The organism is Halomarina halobia, assembly GCF_029338575.1.
GTDB classification, from domain to species: Archaea; Halobacteriota; Halobacteria; order Halobacteriales; family Haloarculaceae; genus Halomarina; species Halomarina halobia.
In genome coordinates, this window is the sequence record NZ_CP119992.1 from 2706203 (window position 1) to 2727886 (window position 21684).

At 65.9% G+C, this 21684-nt stretch carries 19 protein-coding genes, 1 tRNA gene and 1 pseudogene; 16 read left to right on the forward strand and 5 right to left on the reverse strand.

Going from position 1 to position 21684, the window contains the following annotated elements:
* Window positions 1–48: 48 nt before the first annotated feature.
* Window positions 49–774 carry an enoyl-CoA hydratase/isomerase family protein gene (locus P1K31_RS14335; RefSeq protein ID WP_276304011.1) on the reverse strand — a complete coding sequence of 242 codons (726 nt, stop codon included), beginning with the start codon at window positions 772–774 and terminating at the stop codon, window positions 49–51.
* A gap of 60 nt (window positions 775–834) precedes the next feature.
* Between P1K31_RS14335 and P1K31_RS14340 the strand changes: the two genes are divergently transcribed.
* Both P1K31_RS14340 and P1K31_RS14345 read left to right on the forward strand, forming a co-directional pair.
* A complete protein-coding gene (locus tag P1K31_RS14340) occupies window positions 835–1443 on the forward strand; it encodes a DUF7114 family protein (protein ID WP_276304012.1) in 609 nt (202 codons plus the stop codon).
* A 48-nt stretch (window positions 1444–1491) separates the two neighbouring features.
* Window positions 1492–1563, forward strand: a tRNA-Thr gene (locus P1K31_RS14345).
* 128 nt (window positions 1564–1691) lie between these two features.
* Here P1K31_RS14345 and merB (P1K31_RS14350) read toward each other — a convergent pair.
* Together merB (P1K31_RS14350) and merB (P1K31_RS14355) are read right to left on the reverse strand one after the other, a co-directional pair.
* Window positions 1692–2285, reverse strand: a complete 594-nt coding sequence (merB, locus tag P1K31_RS14350) for an organomercurial lyase (protein WP_276304013.1) — start codon at window positions 2283–2285, stop codon at window positions 1692–1694.
* 56 nt (window positions 2286–2341) lie between these two features.
* Entirely contained in the window at window positions 2342–2962 is a 621-nt protein-coding gene (merB, locus tag P1K31_RS14355; RefSeq protein ID WP_276304014.1) for an organomercurial lyase, read from the reverse strand.
* A gap of 501 nt (window positions 2963–3463) precedes the next feature.
* Here merB (P1K31_RS14355) and P1K31_RS14360 point away from each other — a divergent pair.
* The 6 genes and pseudogenes from P1K31_RS14360 to aceB all read left to right on the forward strand — a co-directional run bounded on the left by P1K31_RS14360 (window position 3464) and on the right by aceB (window position 9887).
* Window positions 3464–4105 carry a helix-turn-helix domain-containing protein gene (locus P1K31_RS14360; RefSeq protein WP_276304015.1) on the forward strand — a complete coding sequence of 214 codons (642 nt, stop codon included), beginning with the start codon at window positions 3464–3466 and terminating at the stop codon, window positions 4103–4105.
* Window positions 4106–4246: 141 nt separating this feature from the next.
* On the forward strand, window positions 4247–5356 hold the full coding sequence (locus P1K31_RS14365) for an MBL fold metallo-hydrolase (RefSeq protein WP_368410866.1): 1110 nt from the start codon (window positions 4247–4249) through the stop codon (window positions 5354–5356).
* A gap of 14 nt (window positions 5357–5370) precedes the next feature.
* A complete protein-coding gene (locus P1K31_RS14370) occupies window positions 5371–6654 on the forward strand; it encodes an MFS transporter (RefSeq protein ID WP_276304017.1) in 1284 nt (427 codons plus the stop codon).
* Between the two features lie 43 nt (window positions 6655–6697).
* Window positions 6698–7068, forward strand: a pseudogene (locus P1K31_RS21910) (Hsp20/alpha crystallin family protein).
* 368 nt (window positions 7069–7436) lie between these two features.
* On the forward strand, window positions 7437–8501 hold the full coding sequence (gene aceA / locus P1K31_RS14380; protein ID WP_276304019.1) for an isocitrate lyase: 1065 nt from the start codon (window positions 7437–7439) through the stop codon (window positions 8499–8501).
* Between the two features lie 84 nt (window positions 8502–8585).
* Window positions 8586–9887 (forward strand): malate synthase AceB, encoded by a 1302-nt coding sequence (aceB, locus tag P1K31_RS14385; RefSeq protein WP_276304020.1) that lies wholly within the window; start codon window positions 8586–8588, stop codon window positions 9885–9887.
* A gap of 284 nt (window positions 9888–10171) precedes the next feature.
* Here the strand turns inward: aceB and P1K31_RS14390 are convergent, their stop codons facing one another.
* Window positions 10172–12436, reverse strand: a complete 2265-nt coding sequence (locus P1K31_RS14390) for an NADP-dependent malic enzyme (RefSeq protein WP_276304021.1) — start codon at window positions 12434–12436, stop codon at window positions 10172–10174.
* Window positions 12437–12568: 132 nt separating this feature from the next.
* Between P1K31_RS14390 and P1K31_RS14395 the strand changes: the two genes are divergently transcribed.
* From P1K31_RS14395 to P1K31_RS14420, 6 genes are all read left to right on the forward strand, one after another.
* Window positions 12569–13387, forward strand: coding sequence for a COX15/CtaA family protein (locus tag P1K31_RS14395; protein WP_276304022.1), 819 nt, complete (start codon window positions 12569–12571; stop codon window positions 13385–13387).
* Window positions 13388–13514: 127 nt separating this feature from the next.
* Window positions 13515–14390, forward strand: a complete 876-nt coding sequence (locus P1K31_RS14400) for a basic amino acid ABC transporter substrate-binding protein (RefSeq protein ID WP_276304023.1) — start codon at window positions 13515–13517, stop codon at window positions 14388–14390.
* A 3-nt stretch (window positions 14391–14393) separates the two neighbouring features.
* Window positions 14394–15155 carry an amino acid ABC transporter permease gene (locus P1K31_RS14405; protein WP_276304024.1) on the forward strand — a complete coding sequence of 254 codons (762 nt, stop codon included), beginning with the start codon at window positions 14394–14396 and terminating at the stop codon, window positions 15153–15155.
* On the forward strand, window positions 15152–15904 hold the full coding sequence (locus tag P1K31_RS14410; protein ID WP_276304025.1) for an amino acid ABC transporter ATP-binding protein: 753 nt from the start codon (window positions 15152–15154) through the stop codon (window positions 15902–15904). Before P1K31_RS14405 ends, P1K31_RS14410 begins: the two co-directional genes overlap by 4 nt.
* Complete coding sequence (locus tag P1K31_RS14415) at window positions 15901–16872, forward strand: amino acid ABC transporter permease (protein ID WP_276304026.1); 972 nt, start codon at window positions 15901–15903, stop codon at window positions 16870–16872. Before P1K31_RS14410 ends, P1K31_RS14415 begins: the two co-directional genes overlap by 4 nt.
* 50 nt (window positions 16873–16922) lie before the next feature.
* A complete protein-coding gene (locus P1K31_RS14420) occupies window positions 16923–18596 on the forward strand; it encodes a Na+/H+ antiporter NhaC family protein (protein ID WP_276304027.1) in 1674 nt (557 codons plus the stop codon).
* A 285-nt stretch (window positions 18597–18881) separates the two neighbouring features.
* Here P1K31_RS14420 and P1K31_RS14425 read toward each other — a convergent pair whose 3' ends face one another.
* On the reverse strand, window positions 18882–20378 hold the full coding sequence (locus tag P1K31_RS14425) for a replication factor C large subunit (protein WP_276304028.1): 1497 nt from the start codon (window positions 20376–20378) through the stop codon (window positions 18882–18884).
* Between the two features lie 195 nt (window positions 20379–20573).
* Here P1K31_RS14425 and P1K31_RS14430 point away from each other — a divergent pair, with 195 nt between their 5' ends.
* Entirely contained in the window at window positions 20574–21107 is a 534-nt protein-coding gene (locus P1K31_RS14430) for a DUF7437 domain-containing protein (RefSeq protein WP_276304029.1), read from the forward strand.
* Window positions 21104–21439, forward strand: coding sequence for a PIN domain-containing protein (locus P1K31_RS14435; protein WP_276304030.1), 336 nt, complete (start codon window positions 21104–21106; stop codon window positions 21437–21439). Before P1K31_RS14430 ends, P1K31_RS14435 begins: the two co-directional genes overlap by 4 nt.
* Window positions 21440–21684 lie beyond the last annotated feature (245 nt).

A 21684-nucleotide genomic window follows, 5' to 3' on the forward strand; every position in this document is an offset into this window, starting at 1 on the left:
GACCCCGCCTCCTCGCCCGCGCGCTCGCCGTTCACCGCCGCCCCTCGCTCACCCGCTACCCGTCCCGCGCCCGAGCGCCTCCGCGTGGTCGGCGACCAGCCGCGCGAAGGCCTCGGCCTCGCGCGCCTCCCGCTCCTCGACGGTCGCCGATCCCCCGCGCACGAGCGGCTTGAGCTCCCGCAGGGCGTCGGGGTCGTTGTCGGCGATCTCGCGCGCGACGGCGAAGGGGTCCTCGCGGACGCGGGAGACGAGGCCGATCCGAAGCGCCTCCTCGGCGTCGATCGTGCGGCCCGAGAGGGAGACGTCGAGGGCGTTCCCCTCCCCGAGGACGCGCCGGAGGCGGTGCGTGCCGCCCCACGCGCCGAACAGCCCGAAGGTGACGCCCGTCTCGGCGAAGGTGGCCTCCGGCGTGGCGACCCGGAGGTCGCAGGCGAGCGCGAGTTCGACGCCCCCGCCGCGTGCCGCGCCGTCGATCCCGGCGACGACGACCGCCGGCGAGTCCTCGATGGCGCGGGCGACGCGCTGGCCCCGTCGGGCGAAGTCGGCGGCCGCGTCCGGGTTCGCCGCGCTCTCTCTCGCGACTGCCGCGACGGCGTCCAGGTCCGCGCCGGCGCAGAACGCCGTCCCCGCGCCGTGGAGGTAGACGACGGGCGCGGGGGGATCGGCGACCGCCGCCGAGAGCGCGTCGAGGCCGTCCTCCGTGAGGGCGTTGCGTCGCTCCGGGCGATCGAGCGTCACCGTCCGAATCCGGTCCGAGTCGCGTGTCCGTATCACGGTCGTGACTGGTCGGACGTTTCCAAAGGTCTTTGCCCGTCCCAGAGCTAGCCGGTGTCGATGGAGGAAGCCGACGCCGTCCGGCGGGCCGCCCGGGCGTCCGTTGACGACATCGAGCCCCCCGCACTCCGCGACGAACTGCGGTCGTTCATCGACGGCGGTTCGATGGTCCCGGGCGTCCTCGCCGTGCTCACGGCGCGGGCCTGCGCCGCCGACCCCGCGGAGGGCGTCGTCGAGCGCGCCGCGGGCGTGCAGCTCATCTACGACGGCCTCCGGCTCACGCGCCGGCTGGCCCGCGAGGAACCCTGGCGGACGGGCGACCCCGCGGGCGACATGCACGTCCTCGCGGCGGACGTGCTCGTCGCCCGCGGGTTCTACCTCCTCGCCCGCACGGAGGCCGCCTCGGCCGCCGTCGAGGTGGTCCGGGCGTTCGGCCGCGATCAGACCGACGGCGGAACGGCCGACGCGCTCGAGGTCGACGTGCTCGACCTGGCGGTCGTCGCCGGCGCGACCGCGGGCGACGTCGACCCGACGCCGGAGCTCAGGTCGGTCGCCGCCGACTTCGCACGCGGGGTCGGACCGGAGTTCCCCCCGGCCGACTCGCTCGCGTCGGCGGACGCCTACGACACCCTCGTCCGATCCGTCGACGGCGCGGTCGCCGACCACTGAATCGAAACGCCTAAAGTCGATTCGCGGCTGGTACAGAATGCGCACCCTGCCTGGGTAGCTTAGAGGTAAAGCGCGTCCTTGGTAAGGACGAGAGCCCGGGTTCAAATCCCGGCCTAGGCTCTCTTCCTCCGTTCCTGCTGGTAGTTAGCGTGGTATGCGTGGGTGAAAGAAACATGCCCACGCAAGAATGCTGGGCTGAGGGGTGTAGGGTTGCCGCTCGTCGTAAAACCCGACAGTGTGGACCCCTGTTAATGCGCAACTCGACCGATCGCCCGCGCCCATTCTATAGCAGTGTCCATGTCGGTGGCCATCGTAATTGCGTCTACTCCGTCAGCCCACTCCTCGTACTCTTCGTAAGACGCAAACGCGTTCCCGTATGGACAGAAGATTCCGTAAGCAAAGATCGGGTTCACACCGTGCTCGGGTGGTCCCTCGACGTTGGCATCAACCCCGAACGAAAATACGGCATCCGTGGGGCTTGCTTCAACGCCGGTTTCCGTCACCGTAAGCTCGATTGTCTTTTCGCTTACGGGGCTTTGGGTTTCGATTTCGACCGTGTCGACGCCTTCAGCAAGGAATGGGACGATGATCGGATCGAGGACGCACTGGTAGTACTCCGTCCCCCCGTCAAACCGTGCCTTGTGTGGGGACTCCTCCGTAGTACAGAGCATATCGATGCCGACTTCGATGTCGTTACGTTCGGCAATGTAGGCCAAGGCATCCACCCAATCGCTAAAGGTCTGCGGACGGCTGTCTAATCCCAGCACGAGCTTGAGTTGCGTGCCGAGCGGTTTTGGAATGTCAGGACCGAGACACTCCGATTCGGTCGTGGAACGATTCATTCGTTGTACCACCAACTCGATCAAGAACTTCCGGCACCGAGGTCGTTGCTCCCGGTCTATTGGGAGGGTTTACTTTTCTGGGGCAGTCTCTGTAGCAATGGTACGACGTTCGCCGGAGGTAGCGGTGCAGTGATACTGCCGGTCTTTGAGGCCCACTCCTCGTAGGTCGCCTCGCTCTCGAAGGCGTTGGTGTACTGACAGACCGCGCCATGAATCTCATCTTTGTCGTCCTGCAAGGACCACGCTGCGAGCGAGCCGATAGCCTCGATGTCTTCCGGATCTATGCTGGACCCGAAACAGATCAAAGCGTTCTCGGGTGACGCCTCCACGGAGTCATCGCTGACTGTGAACGTTACCGGGATGCTACTCACGGGGTCGATGGAGCGGACGGTCACCGTGGTCTGTTCTTCCATCACCGCTGCCTGCAGCGCGTCTAGTACGCAGTAGGCGTACCGAACGCGGTCATTCACGTGTACTTCGTGGCGCGTCGGTGCGTCGCTGTACAGGTCAGTGAGCTCCACCGCGAGGTCGTCTCCGGAGTACTGTTTCACCACCGTCGCCCACCACTCCTCGAGCGTCTCAGGCGGCGTATCGAGACCAGTTATGATGGCAGCGTGTTCGGCGAAGTCAGTTGGGAGTTCGGTTCGTCCGTCAGTCAACTCGGACTCAGTGTCCATTGCAGGTAGATGTACGGCAAATCGGTCGAAGATTCTGCCTCCCACTCGAGCGGGGGGGTTTAAGTCGATCGCAGCGTTGCTCGTCAACCTCCTGGCGCTACGAAATTGGATCCCGGATTATCCGATACTTCCCTAAGTACAGTTTGAACGACTGAGTTCCCCCGACTTCGATATCTCGGTTTTACGGAGGGTGTCAGAGGGGACCGTTTCCGCTGACAGGGAAGAGCGTGATAGGCGTCGTGTCGATGGAGGTCGCCCGTCCCCATCAACAGTTGTTGCAGAGATAGCGAAGCCGATTGCTCCCCAGTTATTGGATGTATTTAAGAGGCGTTCACGACTTCGGCGTGAGAACCCCTATTGAGCAGTCGAAAACCCACCTGGCATTAATAAAGAACCCCAGTCTATGGGCATCAAGGACTATGGACTGCGTCAACCTTCCCCTCACCTAAAGCAACGTCACGAATGCGTTCACTGGCTGCAAAAAAATCACCTCGCTAAACCATGCGTGAAGCCATCATTCACGTTCCGCACACTGAGTTCGAGAAAGTAGGATTAGGAGAGTTCGTCTCGCTTGTTCGCGAAGCTGGGCTCAGAGACATCACGGAACTTGCCTGTGAGAGCGACGGATGCCTTGTCGTAATTACGGTCGAAGGACCGATGGACGAAGAGAAACTCCCCACGGTGGACTACTTGGAATGGTGGGAACGGCTCTCTGCTGGAGAAGAGAAGGCAGTCTATCTTTTCAAGGTCAGCTTCCCGCGCTTCGAGGAAGACATCCAACCGATGCATACTGCGAACGTTTCGACAGACGATATCCAAGTGAATGACAACGGAATCGATGTCTCCCTCGTCGGCTCTCAGGAGGATATCGCTCGAGAGATCGGTGAATACGGCGACGCGGGGATGACCGTGCTCCTGGAGCGAATCGCCGACTACGGCGGTCCGAGGAACACGCTGGATGCATTGACGGATCGCCAACGGGAGATCCTCCAGATGGCGTACGAACTGGGGTATTTTGACGTACCACGGAGGGTCTCGACAGCTGATGTAGCTGAGAAGCTTCACTTGGATCCATCGACAGTCGCCGAGCATCTCCAGCGAGCGGAACGTAACTTGGTGGCAAGTCTGCTGGCCACCCCCTAAGTCTCACTTCGTCCTGGACACGTGAGCAGGTCGGACGAGGTAGTAAGGGTCCTGACAACCACTCTACCCGAGATTCGGTTATAAACCCTCCCACTCTCTCCGGAAGAGAGAACATGCGATGAGATGGCGTACGGTGAGTCGATGCCAGAGATCTCTCCAGAAACGGTATCGGAACGACTCGAAGACAGGGATCCGGATTTCATCCTCTTGGATATCCGTCCCAGAGATGGATTCGAGGACTGGCACATCCCCGGAAGCGAAAACATCGACGTCTACGATGAATTGAAGGCAGATCGCGAGTCAGCAACTGAGTCATTAAAAGAACTCCCGCGGGACTCAGAGATCGTCACGGTCTGCGCCGCTGGTCAAGTTTCACAGACTGCGACCGAAGTTCTGACCGACCTTGGGTACGATGCAAAGACCCTCGTCGACGGAATGGCTGGATGGAGTCGCGTCCATCGAACCGCTCCCGTTGACGTCGACATCAACGGCACGTTAGTCCAGGTCGCCCGACCCGGCAAAGGCTGCCTCTCCCACGTCCTGGTATCGGGAGGGAAGGCCGCAGTGTTCGACGCTTCCCTGTATACAGATGAATACGAAGCGGTCCTCGAAGAACAGGACGCAGAACTTGTCGCCATCCTCGACACGCACGGCCACGCGGACCACGTTTCTGGCGGCCGGCGACTCGCAGATCAACAAGATGTACCATACTACCTCCACCCTGCTGACGCGCCTGACGTAGATGCGACACCCCTCAAAGACGGCCAAGTGCTCACGGTGGGTGAAGTTCCAGTCGAGGTGATTCATACCCCGGGGCACAGTCCTGGCGGAGTGACGTTCGATGTGGACGGTGAGGCGTTGATCACCGGGGACACCCTGTTCCACGAGAGCGTCGGGCGCGTGGAGTTAGGTGTCGAGGCAGGGCTCGAAGACACCGATGTAGAAGACAACGCTGGAACCCTCTACGATAGCCTCCAACGGCTAATAGACCGGGATGGCGATCCAGTCGTGCTCCCGGCTCACGATCCTGGCTCACCTGATCCACCGGTCACCGCCCGTCTGAGCGAGGTCATTGAGAGAAATCCGGACCTCCGCAGAGACCGTGCGGAGTTTATCGACGTACTCGCGTCAGACCTCCCGGATCATCCCCCGAATTTCCAACGAGTTAAGCGCATCAACGTCGGCGCTGAAGATATCGACGACGATCCGGCAAAACTGGAACTAGGTCCGAACCGGTGTGCCGCTGAGTGATCAGTGAGGAATCGATGAGCTCCGAGTACGAACGGGGGATTCGGGAGCACCTCCCTCAATTCAGTCTTCACGTCCTACTGGTCTTCGCCACTGGATTGACGATCGGCTCCGAACGAGCCGTCGTCCCGGTGCTCGGCCGGGACGTCCTCGGTGTTGAGTCACTGTTCATTACCGGATCGTTCGTCGTCAGCTTCGGCTTCGTCAAGGCATTGTTGAACCTCTATGCCGGGAAGTGGGGCGAGACCTACGGCCGAAAACCGGTTCTGGTAGTTGGGTGGGTGACCGCACTCCCGCTACCCCTTATCCTGATCCATGCCCCGAATTGGGGATGGATTACCCTCGGCAACGTACTCCTCGGAATCAACCAGGCACTCACCTGGAGCATGGCGATCAACGCGAAGATCGATCTCGCTGGTCGGGACCAGCGAGGACTGGCGGTCGGGATCGACGAGTCGTTCGGGTATACGGGAGTCGCCGTCGGCGCATGGCTCACTGGTCTGATCGCGGGGCAAACGGAAAGCCTCCGACCCGAGCCATTTTACTTCCTGGCCGTGGTCGTCGTCCTCGCGTTCCTCGTCTCGGTGACGCTCATCAGGGAAACGGCACAGTACGCGGAAGCCGAAGGGAACGACGACGAGGCTGACGCTAATCTTCCTTTCCTCGAGGTACTCAAGCGAGCCACCTATGGAGACCGTACGCTGTTCGCTGCGGCGCAGGCCGGGCACATCGAGAACTTCGTCGACACGCTGTTCTGGATCGCTGTCCCGCTCTACCTCACACGCCAAGGTCTGGGTATTACCGCGGTCGGTGTCGTGGTAGGGGTCCATAGTGCGGCATACTTCCTCCAGATCGCAACTGGCGGGCTCGCGGATCGGATTGGCCGGCGACCGCCGGTTGTCGTGGGGATGTTCGTGGCTGGGGCGGGGGTCATCGGGATGGTGGCCGTCGAGGGTTACGTGTCGTGGATCGCGATGGCATTCATATCCGGTGTTGGGATGGCTCTCCTGTATCCGAACTTGATGACCGTTCCGGGAGATGCTTGCCATCCGACGTGGCGATCGTCGGGGATGGGCGTCTACCGGATGTGGCGTGACGCGGGCTACGGCGTCGGGGCCATCGTGATCGGCCTTACCATGCAAGGTGTGAACCCTGAAGCCGCGTTTTACCTGACGGGCGTCCTGATGTTTCTCTCCGGTGGGGTTGTCTACCTGTGGATGGAGGAGACGCACCCGGATTTCGGAACGCACACGCCACCGGCACTGGCGTTGGAGCGAGAACGAGTGCTGTCCGACGACTGAAATCCTTAAACGAGTCTTCTGGCGGTGGTTCCACTGATCAGCCATGGCACTTCCGACCAGTCCCGCCAGTTCGTGGCTGCAGAGCACGGGTTTCCCGAGCCGACTGTTCGAAACCGGTCGTAACGACTACGAGCTGTACGAGGAGGACGACGAGTTCGTCCTGAGCGTCGAGATACCGGCTTCGATCCCGTGGAGATCAGCGTCTCGTGGGACGACGGCGTCCTCAACATCGCCGCAGAACACGAGGACGACCAGCGCGGACAGCGGAAGACGTACCACCGGCGGTTCCGCTTCCCCAAGAGCGTCGAGGACGAGGAGGTCACGGCGAAGTACACCAACGGCGTCCTCGAGATCCGGCTGCCGGTCGAGACGGGTGCGCCCGTCACCGGCCGGGAGATCGAGGTGCAGGGCTGACGATCGGGTCGTCTTTCCTCGGTCGTACCGACCGACGACGCCCCGTTTCTTTCGCGATCGAACGAGGTAGAGACCGCGCGATTCACTGTCGAGTAGCTCGGGTCCGGTGGGAACGGAACCCGGTGCCGACGCCACCTCCCGGCGAGGGCACGGCTCCGTTTCCGTCGTACCGTGTGGGTAGTGTTCTATCCCCGTGCTACCCTCTCTCCCTTATACGTCTGGGGGTGAACTAATGCGCCGGAAGGGGACTAAAGAATATTATCATTATAAATCATAACAGTTTTTATCCGACATGTGCCAGAGGCTGTTGCGAAGCGCGCGGGGGTCACCCCCGCCGACCCGGACGGGTCGAAAATCCAAACCCAACAATGGAAAACGATAACGGCACGGACAAGGTCGCGAGTCGCGTTCAGAGTACCGAGACGGGGATCCGAGACATCGACAACGAGGCCGGTCGGGAGTTCCGCGAGCTGCTCGACTCCCAGCAGTACGTCTTCGCGCCGGGGCTGTACCACGCCCTCGACGCCCGGCTGTCCGAGATGGCCGGTCACGACGCGGTCTACATGAGCGGCTACTCGACGGTCCTCGGGCAGTTCGGCTTCCCGGACCTCGAGATGGTGACGATGACGGAGATGGTCGAGAACGCGAAGCGCATCGTGGAGGCGACCAACCTCCCGGTCGTCGCCGACTGCGACACCGGGTACGGCGGCATCCACAACGTGCGACGTGCGGTCCGCGAGTACGAGAAGGCGGGCGTCGCGGCCGTCCACATCGAGGACCAGACCTCGCCGAAGCGCTGTGGCCACATCGCGGGCAAGCAGATCGTCCCCCGCGAGGAGGCCCGCGCCCGCTTCGAGGCCGCGGTGGACGCCAAGCAGAGCGAGGACACGGTCATCATCGCCCGCACGGACGCCTACGGCTCCGCCAACGGCGACTGGGAGGAGCACCTGGAACGCGGGCGCATCTACGCGGACGCGGGCGTCGACCTCGTCTGGCCGGAGATGCCCGACCCCTCCCGGGAGGACGCGGTCGAGTACGCCGAGACCATCCACGAGACCCACCCCGACCTGAAGCTGGCGTTCAACTACTCCTCGTCCTTCGCGTGGTCCGAGGAGGAGGACCCGCTCACGTTCGCGGAGCTGGGCGACCTCGGCTACAAGTACGTCTTCATCACCCTGTTCGCGCTCCACTCGGGCGCGCACGCGGTCTACGAGGACCTCAAGAACCTCTCGGAGAACGCCGAGGAGGGACAGTTCGACCTCGAAGGGCGATACCTCGGCCACGAGACCGAGAGCCACCACCAGCTCTCGTTCGTCCCGCGCTACCAGGACATCGAGGCGCAGTTCGACCCCGAGGCCCAGGAGCGCATGCAGCAGTCCGCCGGGTTCAAGGAGGAGGAGTCGGACCCCATCTCCTCGTCCACGGACGACTGATCGGCCCGCGGAACCGACTGACTCCCCTTTCGAGTCAGCGACCCAACATAGCATTTAATCGACCACCCTACATAGCAGACCATCATGGCTGAACGCAAACACGACAGGAAGTTCGTTCGGACGTTCTTTACCACGCCGACCGCAGTCGAGGGCGAGGAGGACTCCGCCAAGATGCTCCGGGGGGCCGTCGGGCTCCGCGGAATGAAGGCACCGGACGTCTGGGTCCCGGACAACGAGGACGCGACGGCCCCCTCGATGCGCGACGAGGGCGCGGAGAACATCGTCGAGGTCGTCGCCGAGAACGGCGCTGACTTCCCCGGCGAGATCCACCCGCGCGTCGTCTGGCACCGCGACAGCCCCGCCACCCGCTACCAGGGCTTCAAGCACATGCTGCAGATCTCCGACCCCGAGCGGGGAGCCATCGAGCACATCGACGGCTTCGTCATCCCCGAGGTCGGCGACATCGACGACTGGAAGAAGGCCGACGAGTTCATCACCATCGTCGAGAACGAGCACGGCCTGGAGGAGGGGAGCATCGCCATGTCCGTCATCATCGAGAGCGGGCAGGCCGAGCTGGCGATGGGCCAGCTCCGCGAGGAGATGGGCAAGCCCACGAACAACCTCGAACGCCTGTTCCTCCTCGTGGACGGCGAGGTCGACTACACGAAGGACATGCGCGCGATCACGCCCACTGGCGCGCTGCCCCCGTGGCCCGAACTCCGCCACAACACCTCCCGCGGGGCGAGCGCCGCCGGGCTCATCGCGGTCGACGGCCCGTACGACGACATTCGCGACGTCGAGGGCTACCACGAGCGCATGACCGACAACCAGGCGAAGGGGATGCTCGGAATCTGGTCGCTGACGCCCGGGCAGGTCGTCGAGGCCAACCAGTCGCCCCTGCCGCCGGAGAACGGCAGCTGGCTCCTCGACGTCGGCGGTCGCAAGGTCGAGCTCGAATCGGAAGACGGCGTCGAAATCTACGACGGCAACCGCCTGTCGCTCGAGGAGACCGGTGACGGGTACGTCCTCCGCGTCGGCGGCGACGGGCGGGAACTCGACGAGGACGAACTGCGCGAGGAGCTGCTCGACATGACGGAGTACGTCCCGAGCATGGACGACATCGTCGACTCCATGGAGGAGTTCGAGGCGGCCAAGGAGGCCGGCAGGGGTGCCATCGCCATCACGCAGTCGGCGACGCTCCGGATCGACGGCGTCGAGATCGACGTCAACAAGGACCGGATGTGGGACGAGGCCACCTACCAGGCGGCGATGACCCCCATCACCCTGTTCCAGGACGTCTACCGGAACCGTCCCGACCAGCACGAGGAGCTGGCGGAGATGTACAGCGAGGACGTCGTCGAGCGCGCGATGGACGTCGGGGCCTGATCGGCGGCGACGGCGGGAACCGAACCCGCAGTGGCACCGGTCGGAGCGCGCGCCGGTCACTGATTACCACCGTCTCCGCACCCCCTCCGGCGAACCTTTTTATCCGAAAACGGGACCAGGGTCGCTATGCCCTGAGAGTCGCCGCGAGGTGCGCGTCGGCCGGTCCCCGGTCGGGTTGCGGTTGCGCGACGCGCCGCCTCGCGTACTCGCGGACGCGTTCGCACCAGCGCGTCCGCCCCCGTCGCCTGTTCGCAAAAATTCGCAAGCGTCGGAGCGCCCGCCGCTCAGCGGTCGTTCTCGCGCTCCTGGGCGTCGACGACCGCCACTCCCGCCAGGTTGACGATGTCCTTGACCTCGTCGCCGCGCTGGAGGACGTGGACGGGACGATCCATCCCCACCAGCATCGGCCCGATCGCCTCCGCGCCGCCCAGCCGCTGCAGGAGCTTGTAGGCGATGTTACCGGCTTCGAGGTTGGGGAAGACGAGGACGTTGGCGGGTTCGTCGAGTTCCGCGAAATCGTAGGTGCCGGTGAGCATCTCCTCGACGACCGCCGTGTCCGCCTGCATCTCCCCGTCCACCGGGAAGTCGACCGTCGGATCGGCCTGGAGCATCCGCGCCGCCTCGCGGGGTTTGGCGGTGCCCTCGTTTCTGACGGAGCCGAAGTCGGAGTACGAGAGGAAGGCGACGCGCGGTTCGACGTTGAACCGGCGGGCGAGCTCCGCCGTGTGGCGCGCGATCTCCGCCAGTACCTCCTCGTCCGGCGCGAGGTTCACCGTCGCGTCGGCGCAGAAGACGACGCGGTTCTTGAAGGTGAGCATGTAGACGCCGGCGGCGTAATTCGCGTCCGCCGCCGTCCCGACGACCTGCAGCGGCGGGCGCAGCGCCGACGGGTAGTGGTGCATCAGCCCGGTGAGCATCGCGTCGGCGTCGCCCATCTCCACCATCACGCTCCCCAGGTAGTTGCCGTCCTCGATGAGCTCCCCGGCCTCCCTACGCGTGACGCCCTTGCGCCGGCGGAGTTCGTGGAGCCGGTCGGCGTACGGTTCGAGGCTACTCTCCTCGGGGTCGACGATCTCGGGATCGAAGTCGAGGCCGAGGGAGTCCGCGGTCCGGCGGATGGTCTCGCGGCTGCCGATGAGCACCGGGTGGGCGACGCCCTGCTCGACCAGCTGGTAGGCCGCGCGGATCATCTTCTCGTCGGCGCCCTCGGCGAGCACGAGGCGCTTCGGGTCGCTCTTCGCCTTGTTGAGCACGACGCGCATCATCTCGCGGGACTTGCCGAGGCGCGCTTCGAGGCGCTCGACGTACGCCGCCATGTCGAGTTCGCCGCGCGCCGCGCCGCTGTCCATCGCAGCCTGCGCGACCGCGGGCGCGACCTCGAAGAGGACGCGGGGGTCGAGTGGTTTGGGGATGATGTACTCGGGGCCGTACTGCAGCGGCTGGTCGCCGTAGGCCTTCACCACCGCGTCCGGCACGTCCTGCCGGGCGAGGCGGGCGAGCGCCTCCGCCGCGGCGACCTTCATCTCCTCGTTGATCTCGGTGGCGCGGACGTCGAGCGCGCCGCGGAAGATGAACGGGAACCCGAGGACGTTGTTCACCTGGTTCGGGTAGTCCGAGCGCCCCGTCGCCATGATCACCGTGTCCTCACGCGCCTCCTTGGCGTCGTGATAGGCGATCTCGGGGTCCGGATTGGCCATGGCGAAGATGATGGGATCGTCGGCCATCGAGCGGACCATCTCCCGATCGACGATCCCCCCGACCGACAGACCGACGAACACGTCGGCGTCCACGAGCGCGTCGGCCAGGTCGCCCTCCGGCACGTCCCGCGCGAACTCCCGCTTGAACTCGTTGACGTCGCCCGCCTCGGCGCGCTCGGCCGTGATGATGCCCGAAGAGTCGCACATGGTGATGCGCTCCCGGTCGGCCCCGAGCGAGACGTAGAACCGGGCGGTGGCGATGGCGCTCGCGCCGGCCCCCGAGAAGACGACGTCGAGGTCGTCGAGGGACTTGCCGGCGATGTCGGCGGCGTTGAGCAGCGCGGCCCCCGAGATGATGGCGGTACCGTGCTGGTCGTCGTGGAACACCGGAATCGACATCTCCTCGCGGAGGCGCTCCTCGATCTCGAAGCACTCGGGGGCCTTGATGTCCTCCAGATTGACCCCCCCGAACGTCGGCTCCATGGCCGTCACCGTCCGAACGATATCCTCGGCGTCCGTCTGCTCGAGTTCGACGTCGAAGACGTCGATGTCGGCGAAGCGCTTGAACAATACGCCCTTGCCCTCCATGACCGGTTTCGACGCCTGTGCGCCGATGTCACCGAGTCCCAGGACCGCGGAGCCGTTCGAGACGACGCCCACGAGGTTGCCCTTCGCGGTGTAGGCGTAGGCGTCGTCGGGGTCGGCGGCGATTTCGAGGCAGGCGGCGGCGACGCCCGGCGAGTAGGCCAGCGAGAGGTCGCGCTGGGTGTTCGTCGGCTTCGTCGTCGAGATCTCGATCTTGCCCGGCGGCTCGCGCCGGTGGTAGTCCAGTGAGTCCTCCTCGATACCCATAGGGTGTATCCCGCACAGCGGCGGTAAAAAGATACCCACGAATCCGACGGACGCGAGGGGTCACGACGACCGGTCGATAGCTCCGCCGACGCACAGCCGTCAGTATAAGTGGTCCCGGCCCCGAGTCGGCGTATGGACCACCGCTTTCGCACCCTCGTCGGGGCCTCGGCGGGGCTGACCTTCCTGCTCGTCCTGCTCGGGGTGTACACGGCGGCGGCGGGTGCCGGTCTGACCTGTAACGCCCGCTGGCCGCTGTGCGACGGCGCGGTCTTCGGACTGTTCCCGGCCAACTGGGCGAGCTTCGTCGAGTGGTTCCACCGGCTCGTCGCCATGGCGACCGGTTTCGTCATCCTCGGGACGACGGTCTCGGCGTGGCGCTCGGGCGTCGAGGGCCGGGTCCGCTACGCGCTCGCGCTCGCGACGCTGCTCCTCCCGTCCCAGATCGGTCTCGGCGCGCTCACCGTCACGCAGTACGAACTGCTCATCCTCACCGCGCACTTCGTCACGGCGATGGCCATCCTCACGGGCGTCGTCCTCGCGGCCCTGTGGACGTTCGACGGGGGACGCGACCGCGCCCGGCGGGCCGCGACGGTCGCCGTCGTCTCGCTCCCGGCGCTCGTGGCGCTGACGCCCCGCCTGTTCGTCGTCTACGACGAGACGGCGCAGGTCGCGTACTACGCCGTGGGGATGCTCGCGTACGCCGCGCTCCTCGCCGTGGCGGTGTGGGCCGACGACGCGACGCCGGCGACCGCGCGCGCCGCGACGACGGTCGCGGCGGCCGTCCTCTTCTGCCTCCTCGTCGTCGGACGGCAGGTGTTCGGGGACGCGGGACAGGTACTGGTGCTCGGGGGAGCGCTCCTCGCGTTCGTCCTGGCGGTCGTCGCGCTCCGGCTTATCCCGCGGGCGGGTCCGACCGACGCCCGCTCCGGCGGTCTCCCGGGGGGCGACTGACGCGGGAGACCGGCGGAGCGGACGCGAAAGGGTTCGGATTCGAAACCTGTTATCGCGAGTGAACTCGACGAACTGGCGTCGATTCAAGTGAGTAGCTTTATTTTCGCCAACGGCCTGTTCTGCTAACATGAGTCACGGCAGATCTCTCGGACGGAGAGCGTACCTGAAGGCAGTCGGCGCGGGATCGGTCGTCGCGCTGGCGGGCTGTCTCACCGGCGGCGGTAACGGCGGTGCCGGCGACGGGGACGGCAACGGGACCGGGAACGAGACGGGCAACGAAACGGGGAACCAGACGGGTAACGGGACGGGCGACGTCGGCGGGACGATCGTCCCCGGCACCGCGCCGGGCTTCCCGCCGTTCGAGATCAAGGAGGGCGGCGAGCTGACGGGGTTCGACGTCGAACTGCTCGAGGCCGTCGTCGCGGAGACGAGCTACGAGCTCGGCGAGTGGAAGGAGTTCGAGTTCGACTCGCTCATCCAGGCGCTCACCAGCGGCAACATCGACGTCATCGCCGCCGCGATGACCATCACCGAGGAGCGCGAGCAGACGATCTCGTTCACGAACTCCTACTACGAGGCGGACCAGTCGATCCTCGTCGCCAAGGGCGGGGACTTCTCGCCCTCGTCGCTCGACGACCTCTCGGGCCGCCCCATCGGCGCACAGAAGGGGACGACCGGCGAGCAGGTCGTCCAGGAGGAACTCGTCGACGCAGGGAAGCTCGAACCGTCCAACTACAAGGCCTACGACAACTACGTCCTCGCGGTCACCGACCTCGAGAACGGAAACGTCGACGCCGTCGTCCTCGACAAGCCGGTCGCCCAGACGTTCCAGCAGGAGCGCGACGTCGAGATCGCGTTCACCTACGAGACCGGCGAGGCGTACGGCTTCGGCGTGCGCAAGGACGACAACGCGGTCCGGCAGGCGCTCAACGAGGGACTGCAGGCGGTCGAGGAGAACGGGACGTACGAGGAACTCCGGAACAAGTGGTTCAGCGAGGCGTAAGGGATGGACCCGTCGCACGTGCCGGTACTGCTACAGGGTGGCTGGGCCGACCTGCTCCCGACGCAGGTAGAGGACTGGCTGTTCATCTGGGAGAACCTCCCGTACCTCCTCGAGGGGCTCGTCGTGACGATCCTGCTCACCGTCGCCAGCCTCCTGCTCGGTCTCCTCGCCGGCTTTCCCGCGGGGGCCATCGAGGTGTACGGCCGCGGTCCGCTTCGGAGCGCCGTCCGCGCGGCGGGCGTCGCGATCCGCGGGACGCCGATTCTCGTCATCCTCGTCATCACGTTCTTCGTCGTGCCGATCCCCTTCCCCAACGCCGACTCGACGCTGTTCGGCGTGACGTTCGCGCAGGGGGCGTTCGCCGCCGCGACGCTGGGGCTCGGCCTTCGCAGCGCCGCCTACCAGTCGCAGATCTTCCGCGGCGCGCTTCAGAGCGTGAGCGAGGGGCAGATGGAGGCCGCCCGGTCGGTCGGGCTGTCGAAGGTGGCGGCCATCCGGTTCGTCATCATGCCACAGGCCCTCCGGCGGTCGATCCCGGGCTTCCAGAACGAGTTCACCATCGTGCTCAAGGACACGAGCGTCGCGTTCGCCATCGGCCTGTTCGAGCTGTTCGCCCGGGGCGAGGACATCTTCATCCAGCAGACGACGGCGACGCTCGAACTGTTCCTGGTCATCAGCCTGATCTACTTCGTGCTGACGTTCGCGACGAACCGCTCGCTCGACTACCTCGGTCAGTACTACGCGATCCCCGGAGGAAACACGTGAGCCAGAACCCACTGCTGCGCGTCGAGAACGTACGGAAGTCGTACGGCGAGGAGGAGGTACTCAGGGACGTCAGCTTCGACATCGATCGGCAGGACGTCGAGGTCATCATCGGCCCCAGCGGGAGCGGGAAGAGCACGCTCCTGCGCTGTGTCAACCGCCTCACCGAGTTCCAGGGCGGTGACGTCCTCCTCGACGGACAGTCCGTCCTCGCGATGGACGTGAACGACCTCCGCCGGCGCGTCGGGATGGTCTTTCAGGACATCAACCTCTTCGCGCACCTCACCGCCCGCGAGAACGTCACGCTCGGCCCCCGTCGGGTCCTCGGGATGGACCGCGAGGAGGCGAACGCGACGGCCGACCGCCACCTCGCTGAGGTCGGGCTGTCGGACCAGGCCGAGTCCTACCCGGCCGAACTCTCCGGGGGGCAGAAACAGCGGGTCGGCATCGCCCGCGCGCTGGCGATGGACCCCGAGATCCTCCTCTTCGACGAGCCGACGAGCGCGCTCGATCCCGAACTCGTCGGCGAGGTGCTCGAGGTGATGCGCGACCTCGCCGAGGGTGGGATGACGATGCTCGTCGTCACCCACGAGATGGGGTTCGCCCGCCGGGCGGCGACGAGCCTGATGTTCCTCGACGGCGGCTACATCGTCGAGCGCGGCCCGCCCGAGCAGCTGTTCGAGCGCCCCGAGCGCGACCGGACCGCCGAGTTCCTCCGGCGGCTGACGGCCCTCGAAGAGGGACCCGCATGAGCGGCGAGACGGTCGCACGGACCCGGTTCGGCCTCCCGTCGTGGCGGCGGATCGGCACGGCGGCCGGCGCGCTGTTCTGGACGTGGCTCATCGCCCGCTGGATCGCGCTGTGGGCGGGCTACCGCGAGCCGTTCTTCCCGAGCGCGCCGTTCGAACGGGCCGCCGAGGGGCTCCACGTCGACGCCGAGGTCATCGGCTCGACGGCCGGACCGCTGGCGGTCTCCGCGGACTTCGTCGCCGGGTTGCTCTCGTGGTTCGGCGACGTCGCCGCGTTCGTCGCGATCGGCGTCACGAGCCTGCCGGATCTCGCGGCCGGGGCGTGGCTCACCGTCGTGCTCACCGTCGTGAGCATCCTGCTCGGGCTCCCGCTCGCCGTCGCGCTGAGTGTCGGGCGCATCTACGGGGGCCCGATCACCGGGTCGCTGTCGCTCGGGTTCGTCGAACTCATCCGGGGGACGCCGCTGCTCGCCCAGCTGTTCGTCGTCTACTACGGGATGAACCTCTCGCAGTACTTCCAGTCGTTCACGTTCGGCCCGCTCCCCGCCGCGGCGGTGTGGGTCGCCATCGTCGGCTTCACGATCAACAGCGCGGCCTACCAGGCGGAGTACATCCGGGCGGCCGTCGAGTCGGTCGACTCGGGTCAGCTGACGGCCGCCCGCTCGATCGGCCTCTCGCAGCTGGACGGCATCCGGTACGTCGTCCTCCCGCAGGGGCTGCGCTACGCGATCCCCGGCTGGACGAACGAACTCGTCTACCTCATCAAGTACTCCTCGCTGGCGACGTTCATCATCGTCCCGGAGCTGTTCACCCGGGCGCAGGACATCGCGTCGGACACCTTCCGCTACCAGGACGTCTACCTGCTCGTGGCGCTGTTCTACCTCGCGCTGGTGCTCTCGGCGACGGTGTTCATGAACCGCGTCGAGCGGGCCGTAGCGATCCCCGGGCTGGGCGTCCGCGACGGGCGCTGACCGCGTCGGCGTCCCAAACTGCTTTTGTTCGCACCCTTCGACGGGCGTTCATGGCACTCGAGAGCATCGACGCCGGCGTCTGGTCGCTCGTCCCGGCGCTGGTCGCCATCGGTCTGGCGTGGTACACCCGCGACGCGCTCATCGGGCTGTTCCTGGGCGTGGCGAGCGCGGGCGTCGTCTACGGGGCGTTCGTCCCCGGCGCGGTCGGCGTCCCCGCGGGATCGCAGACGGGGCCGGTCGGCATCGCGCTGGGGGCGATCTTCGGGCTGAAGACCGTCCCTCAGCTCGTGGCGACGGCCCCGCTGTTCAGCGACTCGTGGTACGTCGAGAACGTCCTGCTCGCCATCTTCGCCATCGGCGGCCTCATCGGGCTGATGATACGCGCGGGGGCCATCCAGGGCGTGCTGGAGGCGCTCGCCGAGCGCGCCGACTCGCCCGCCGACGCCGAGAAGGCCGCCTTCCTCGCCGGGATCGCCGTCCACATCGACGACTACTTCAACTGCCTCGTGGTCGGCTCGATGATGCGCCCGCTGACCGACCGGTACGACGTCTCGCGGGCGAAGCTCGCCTACTACGTCGACTCCGCGGGAAGCCCCGCCTCCCGCCTCGCCTTCTACTCCACGTGGGGCGCGGCGATGATCGGCTTCATCGGCGCGGGGCTCGTCGAGGCCCAGCGGCAGGGAACCCTCCCCGGATCGATGGGAAGCTACGTCGAGGGGTCCGGCGAGTCCGCCTCGGCGGTCACCCAGGAGATCTGGCCGCTCTTCTTCAACACGCTCTTCACGGGGTTCTACTCGTGGATCGCCCTCGCGGTCGCGGCGCTGGTCGCCTGGCAGGTGTTCCCGAACCTGCGGGAGATGGGCACCGAGGAGCGCCGGGCCCGGAACGGCGACGGCGTCGTCGGGGCGGACCACGACCCGATGATAAGCGAGGAGATGGCCGCCTACGAGATGTACGAGGGCGCGACGCCCGACTGGCGCAACTTCGCGATCCCGATCCTCGCGATGATCGCCGTCGGCCTCGGGGCGATGTTCTGGCGGTCGACCCCCGTGATCAGCGCCCCTCGGATGACCCTCGCCGCCTCGCTCGCCGGGTACGAACTGTGGCTCCCGGCGGGCGGGAAGTGGTCGTTCGACATCGGCGGCGTCCGCCTCGGCCTCGCCGCCACGGCCGCGATGCTCCTCGCGTTCGTCACCTACCGGCTCCAGGGGAACATCCCCTCGAACGACGACGGGACCGACGCACTCATGCGGGGGTTCAAGGGGATCTTCCTCGCGGCGGTCATCCTCATGCTCGCGAGTTCGATCCAGAACGCCGTCACCACGCTCGGCATCTCGAACTTCGTCACCGACTGGTTCCGCGGCGTCCCGGCGTGGATCGTCCCCGTGAGCGTCTTCCTCGTCACCAGCTTCGTCAGCTTCTCGGACGGCAGTTCGTGGTCGACCTACGGCATCATGTTCCCCATCGCCATCCCCATCGCGTTCGCGAGCGGGGCGAACCTGCCGCTCGTGCTCGGGGCGGTCTTCTCGGGGGGCATCTTCGGCGACCACTCCTCGCCCATCTCCGACACCACGGTGCTCGCCTCCTCGACCAGCGGTAGCGACCACATGGTCCACGTCCGAACGCAGATCCCCTACGCGCTCGTCTCCGCGGGGATCGCCGCCCTCCTGTTTCTCCTGTTCGGACTGTTGCTGCCCGAGGGGTTCCGGGTCATTCCCTACTAGAACCACCACCTTTTGCTGCGGTCGTGTGGCGGCGACACGCTTCGCGGTCGCCGCCGACTCCCTGACAAAAGCTGGAGCAAAACCCTCCTTACCCCCTCAGTCGCTCCGCTCCTTCGGGGGTTCGTCGGTCCGCTCGCTCACTTCGCTCGCTCGCGGTACGGACCACTGGCCCCCCGGACAGAGCGTCCGGATGTGAATACGCCGGTCGTCCGGCCCCGTCGAACGATCGGGGGCGGTCGTCGCTTGGACGCGGCGCGACACCGGCGTCGCTAGCCGGACCCGGATTCAGAGGAAGTCGTTCAGGCCGGACTGCTGGTCGCCCGCGTCGACGTCAGCGTCGTCCTCCGACTCGTCCCCTCCCCCGCCGGACGGCGCTTGCCCGTCCCCGTCGGCCTCGATCGGTTCGTCCTCCTCAGCCTCGCTCGCGTCGCCCCCCTCCTCGCTCTCGTCTTCTCCCTCGTCGGGGGCGCTCGCCCGTCCCCCCTCGAACGCGCCGCCGGAGTGCTCCACGGCGGCCCGCTCGCGGCGCTCCTCGGCCTCCTCGACGATCGACTGGACCTTCTTCGTGTCCTTGCCGCTGCCGGTGATGAACGAGACGTGCTCGGGTTCGAGGTCGTAGTGGGCGACCATCTCGACGGTGAGTTCGCGGTTCTTGCAGTGGTGGGTCATCGCCGCGAGGTAGGGCAGGACCTCGCGGCGGGCCGTCGAGATGCTCATGCCGCCCGCCTCGGCGACGTGTCGGGCGACGTAGTCGCGCTTGTCGCGGTTGGCCCGCGAGCGCCCGAGCTTCGACCAGTAGCTCGGCGGGCCGTAGCGCGTCCAGCCGCCCTTCGGCTCGGCGCGGGCGGCGGCGACGCCGGCGGTCATGTCCCCGCTCGCGTAGCGCCAGAACGAGTAGTTCTGCGTGGCGCGCACCCGGCCGAGCCAGCGATCCGCCGCCGCGAGCGCGCCGTAGGCGTCCGCGAGTTCCGCCCCGTGATAGTCCTTCGGGACGTTGTCCTCGATCCAGCTGATCGCGTCGTCCGGCGTCTCGTCCACGTCGTAGGAGAACTTCAGCGCCCCCTCCGCGTCCTCCTCCTTGAACACGGCGTCGAGCAGGTCGAAGATCCCCTCGGTGCGGTCGCGCGAGCCGGTCACCACGTCCTCGCGGGTGAGCCGCTCGGCGGACTCGGCGAGCGCCTGCAGGTCGTTGATCGCCCCGCGGAGGTCGCCGCTGTTGGCCTCGGCGATGGCCTCGAGCGCCTCCTCGTCGTACTCGACGCCCTCGCGGCGACAGATGTCGCGCAGCACGGGGACGATCGAGCGCGCGGAGACGTCCCGGAACTCGACGGTCTGGCAGGCCCGCCGGAGCGCCTGGGACATGTCGTAGAACTCGTTGGCGATGAGCACGACCGGCTGCTCGGCCTCCTTGACGAGCGTCGTGACGGCGCGCGCGCCACCCCGATCCGCGTTCCCGTGGATGTTGTCCGCCTCGTCGAGGACGACCAGCTGGCGACCGCTCCCCGAGAGCGACTGGTTCATCGCCGCGCCGCCCGCGTAGCGCTCGATGGCGTCCTTCGTGCGCTGGTCCGAGGCGTTGAGTTCGATGGTCGCCCAGCCCATGTCGTTCGCCAGCGCGTGCGCCGCCGAGGTCTTCCCGACGCCCGGCGACCCGTGGACGATGACCGCCTCCCGGTGGTCCTCCCACGTCTCCGCCCACTCCCGGAGGGCGTCGCGGGCCTTGTTGTTCCCGCGCACCTCCGCGAGCGTCGAAGGGCGGTACTTCTCCGTCCAGTCTACCATTACCGGAGGGAGGCGCGAGGCGCGTTTAGTGGTTGCGGAGCGTGAGTCGACGGGAACTCCTCCGGTTGTCTCTGGACGCCGCCTCGCTCGAACCACTAAGGCGGGATTACCGCACGTCTGTGTACTTCCGAGCTACCTGCCTGTTTCGTTGGCGTCGAAAGGGTTATTTTGTATTATGTACTATTCGTAATTGAGATGGCGCAGTCACAGCCCACCCCGCCCGCGCCCTCGATCGAGCAACTACGCACGGTCGTGGAACTTATCGAAACGCCCGTCCTCGCTCGCGTCTACGCCTATGTACTGCACGCAGGACCGACGACGGTGGCTGACCTTGTAGAACAGGTTGACGTTCCGCAAGGAACGGCGTACGACTACGTCCGCAAACTCGAAGGTGCCGACCTACTCACGAAGACGGCGGAGAAGCGACCGTACGAGTACGTAGCGGAAGATGTCTCGCTCACGCTCTCTTCGGATGGGCAGACGCGGACGATCACACCCGAACTCATCGAGGCAGTCGCGCGCCGCACCGCCGACGACGATATCGACCTCTACATCGAACGCCACGGCATCGACGGCCTCGCGACGGCGCTAGACTACGCGCACGAATACGTGGACGGGACGGTCAACCACCGAATCGCCACTCGCGAACTTGACTGCTCGCCGCTCGAAGCGGAGGTTATCTTGCAGGCGCTCGAACCGGTGGTGCTCGCATACCGCGACGACGAATGACGACTGTCTACGTCGCCGACACCGGCGTGTTCGTGCGGGCTGGTGGATCGACCAACGAAAAGTATCGGAAACTTCGGCGGGTGGTCCGGCAAGCGGGTGTATCCCTGCTCATCCCACAACGTGTCTACGAAGAGCTGGGTGGCGACCTTGATACCCGGGAGTATCTGTCCGGCGGTACGCGTTGGCAAGAAGGGATCGACGAGGGCTGGATCATTGTCGCTAACGAACTCGATTACACGATACCCCTCGTTTCGACGGTAATGGACCAGGCTCGACGGTTCATCGCGAACGAAGCGAATCGGGACGAGGATCGCATTGAGATGTGTTGCTGACGACCGACAAGCCTGCCGGAAAGGCGGCTGAAGCGTTATTACCGAAGCACGGGTTTCCCGAGCAGGTGGAGTATCGGTACGTGAGTGTCGAGTATCTAGATGCGCTCACCGTTGACGAGTTCCGTCACCCGTAGGACTGTGTCTGTAAATCCGATGTGAGGTCCCTCGATATACGGTTTTACAGGCAACGTTGAGGTAACGGTTCACGTGCATGAACACCCCTGTTTTCGCCATGAGAATCTGGC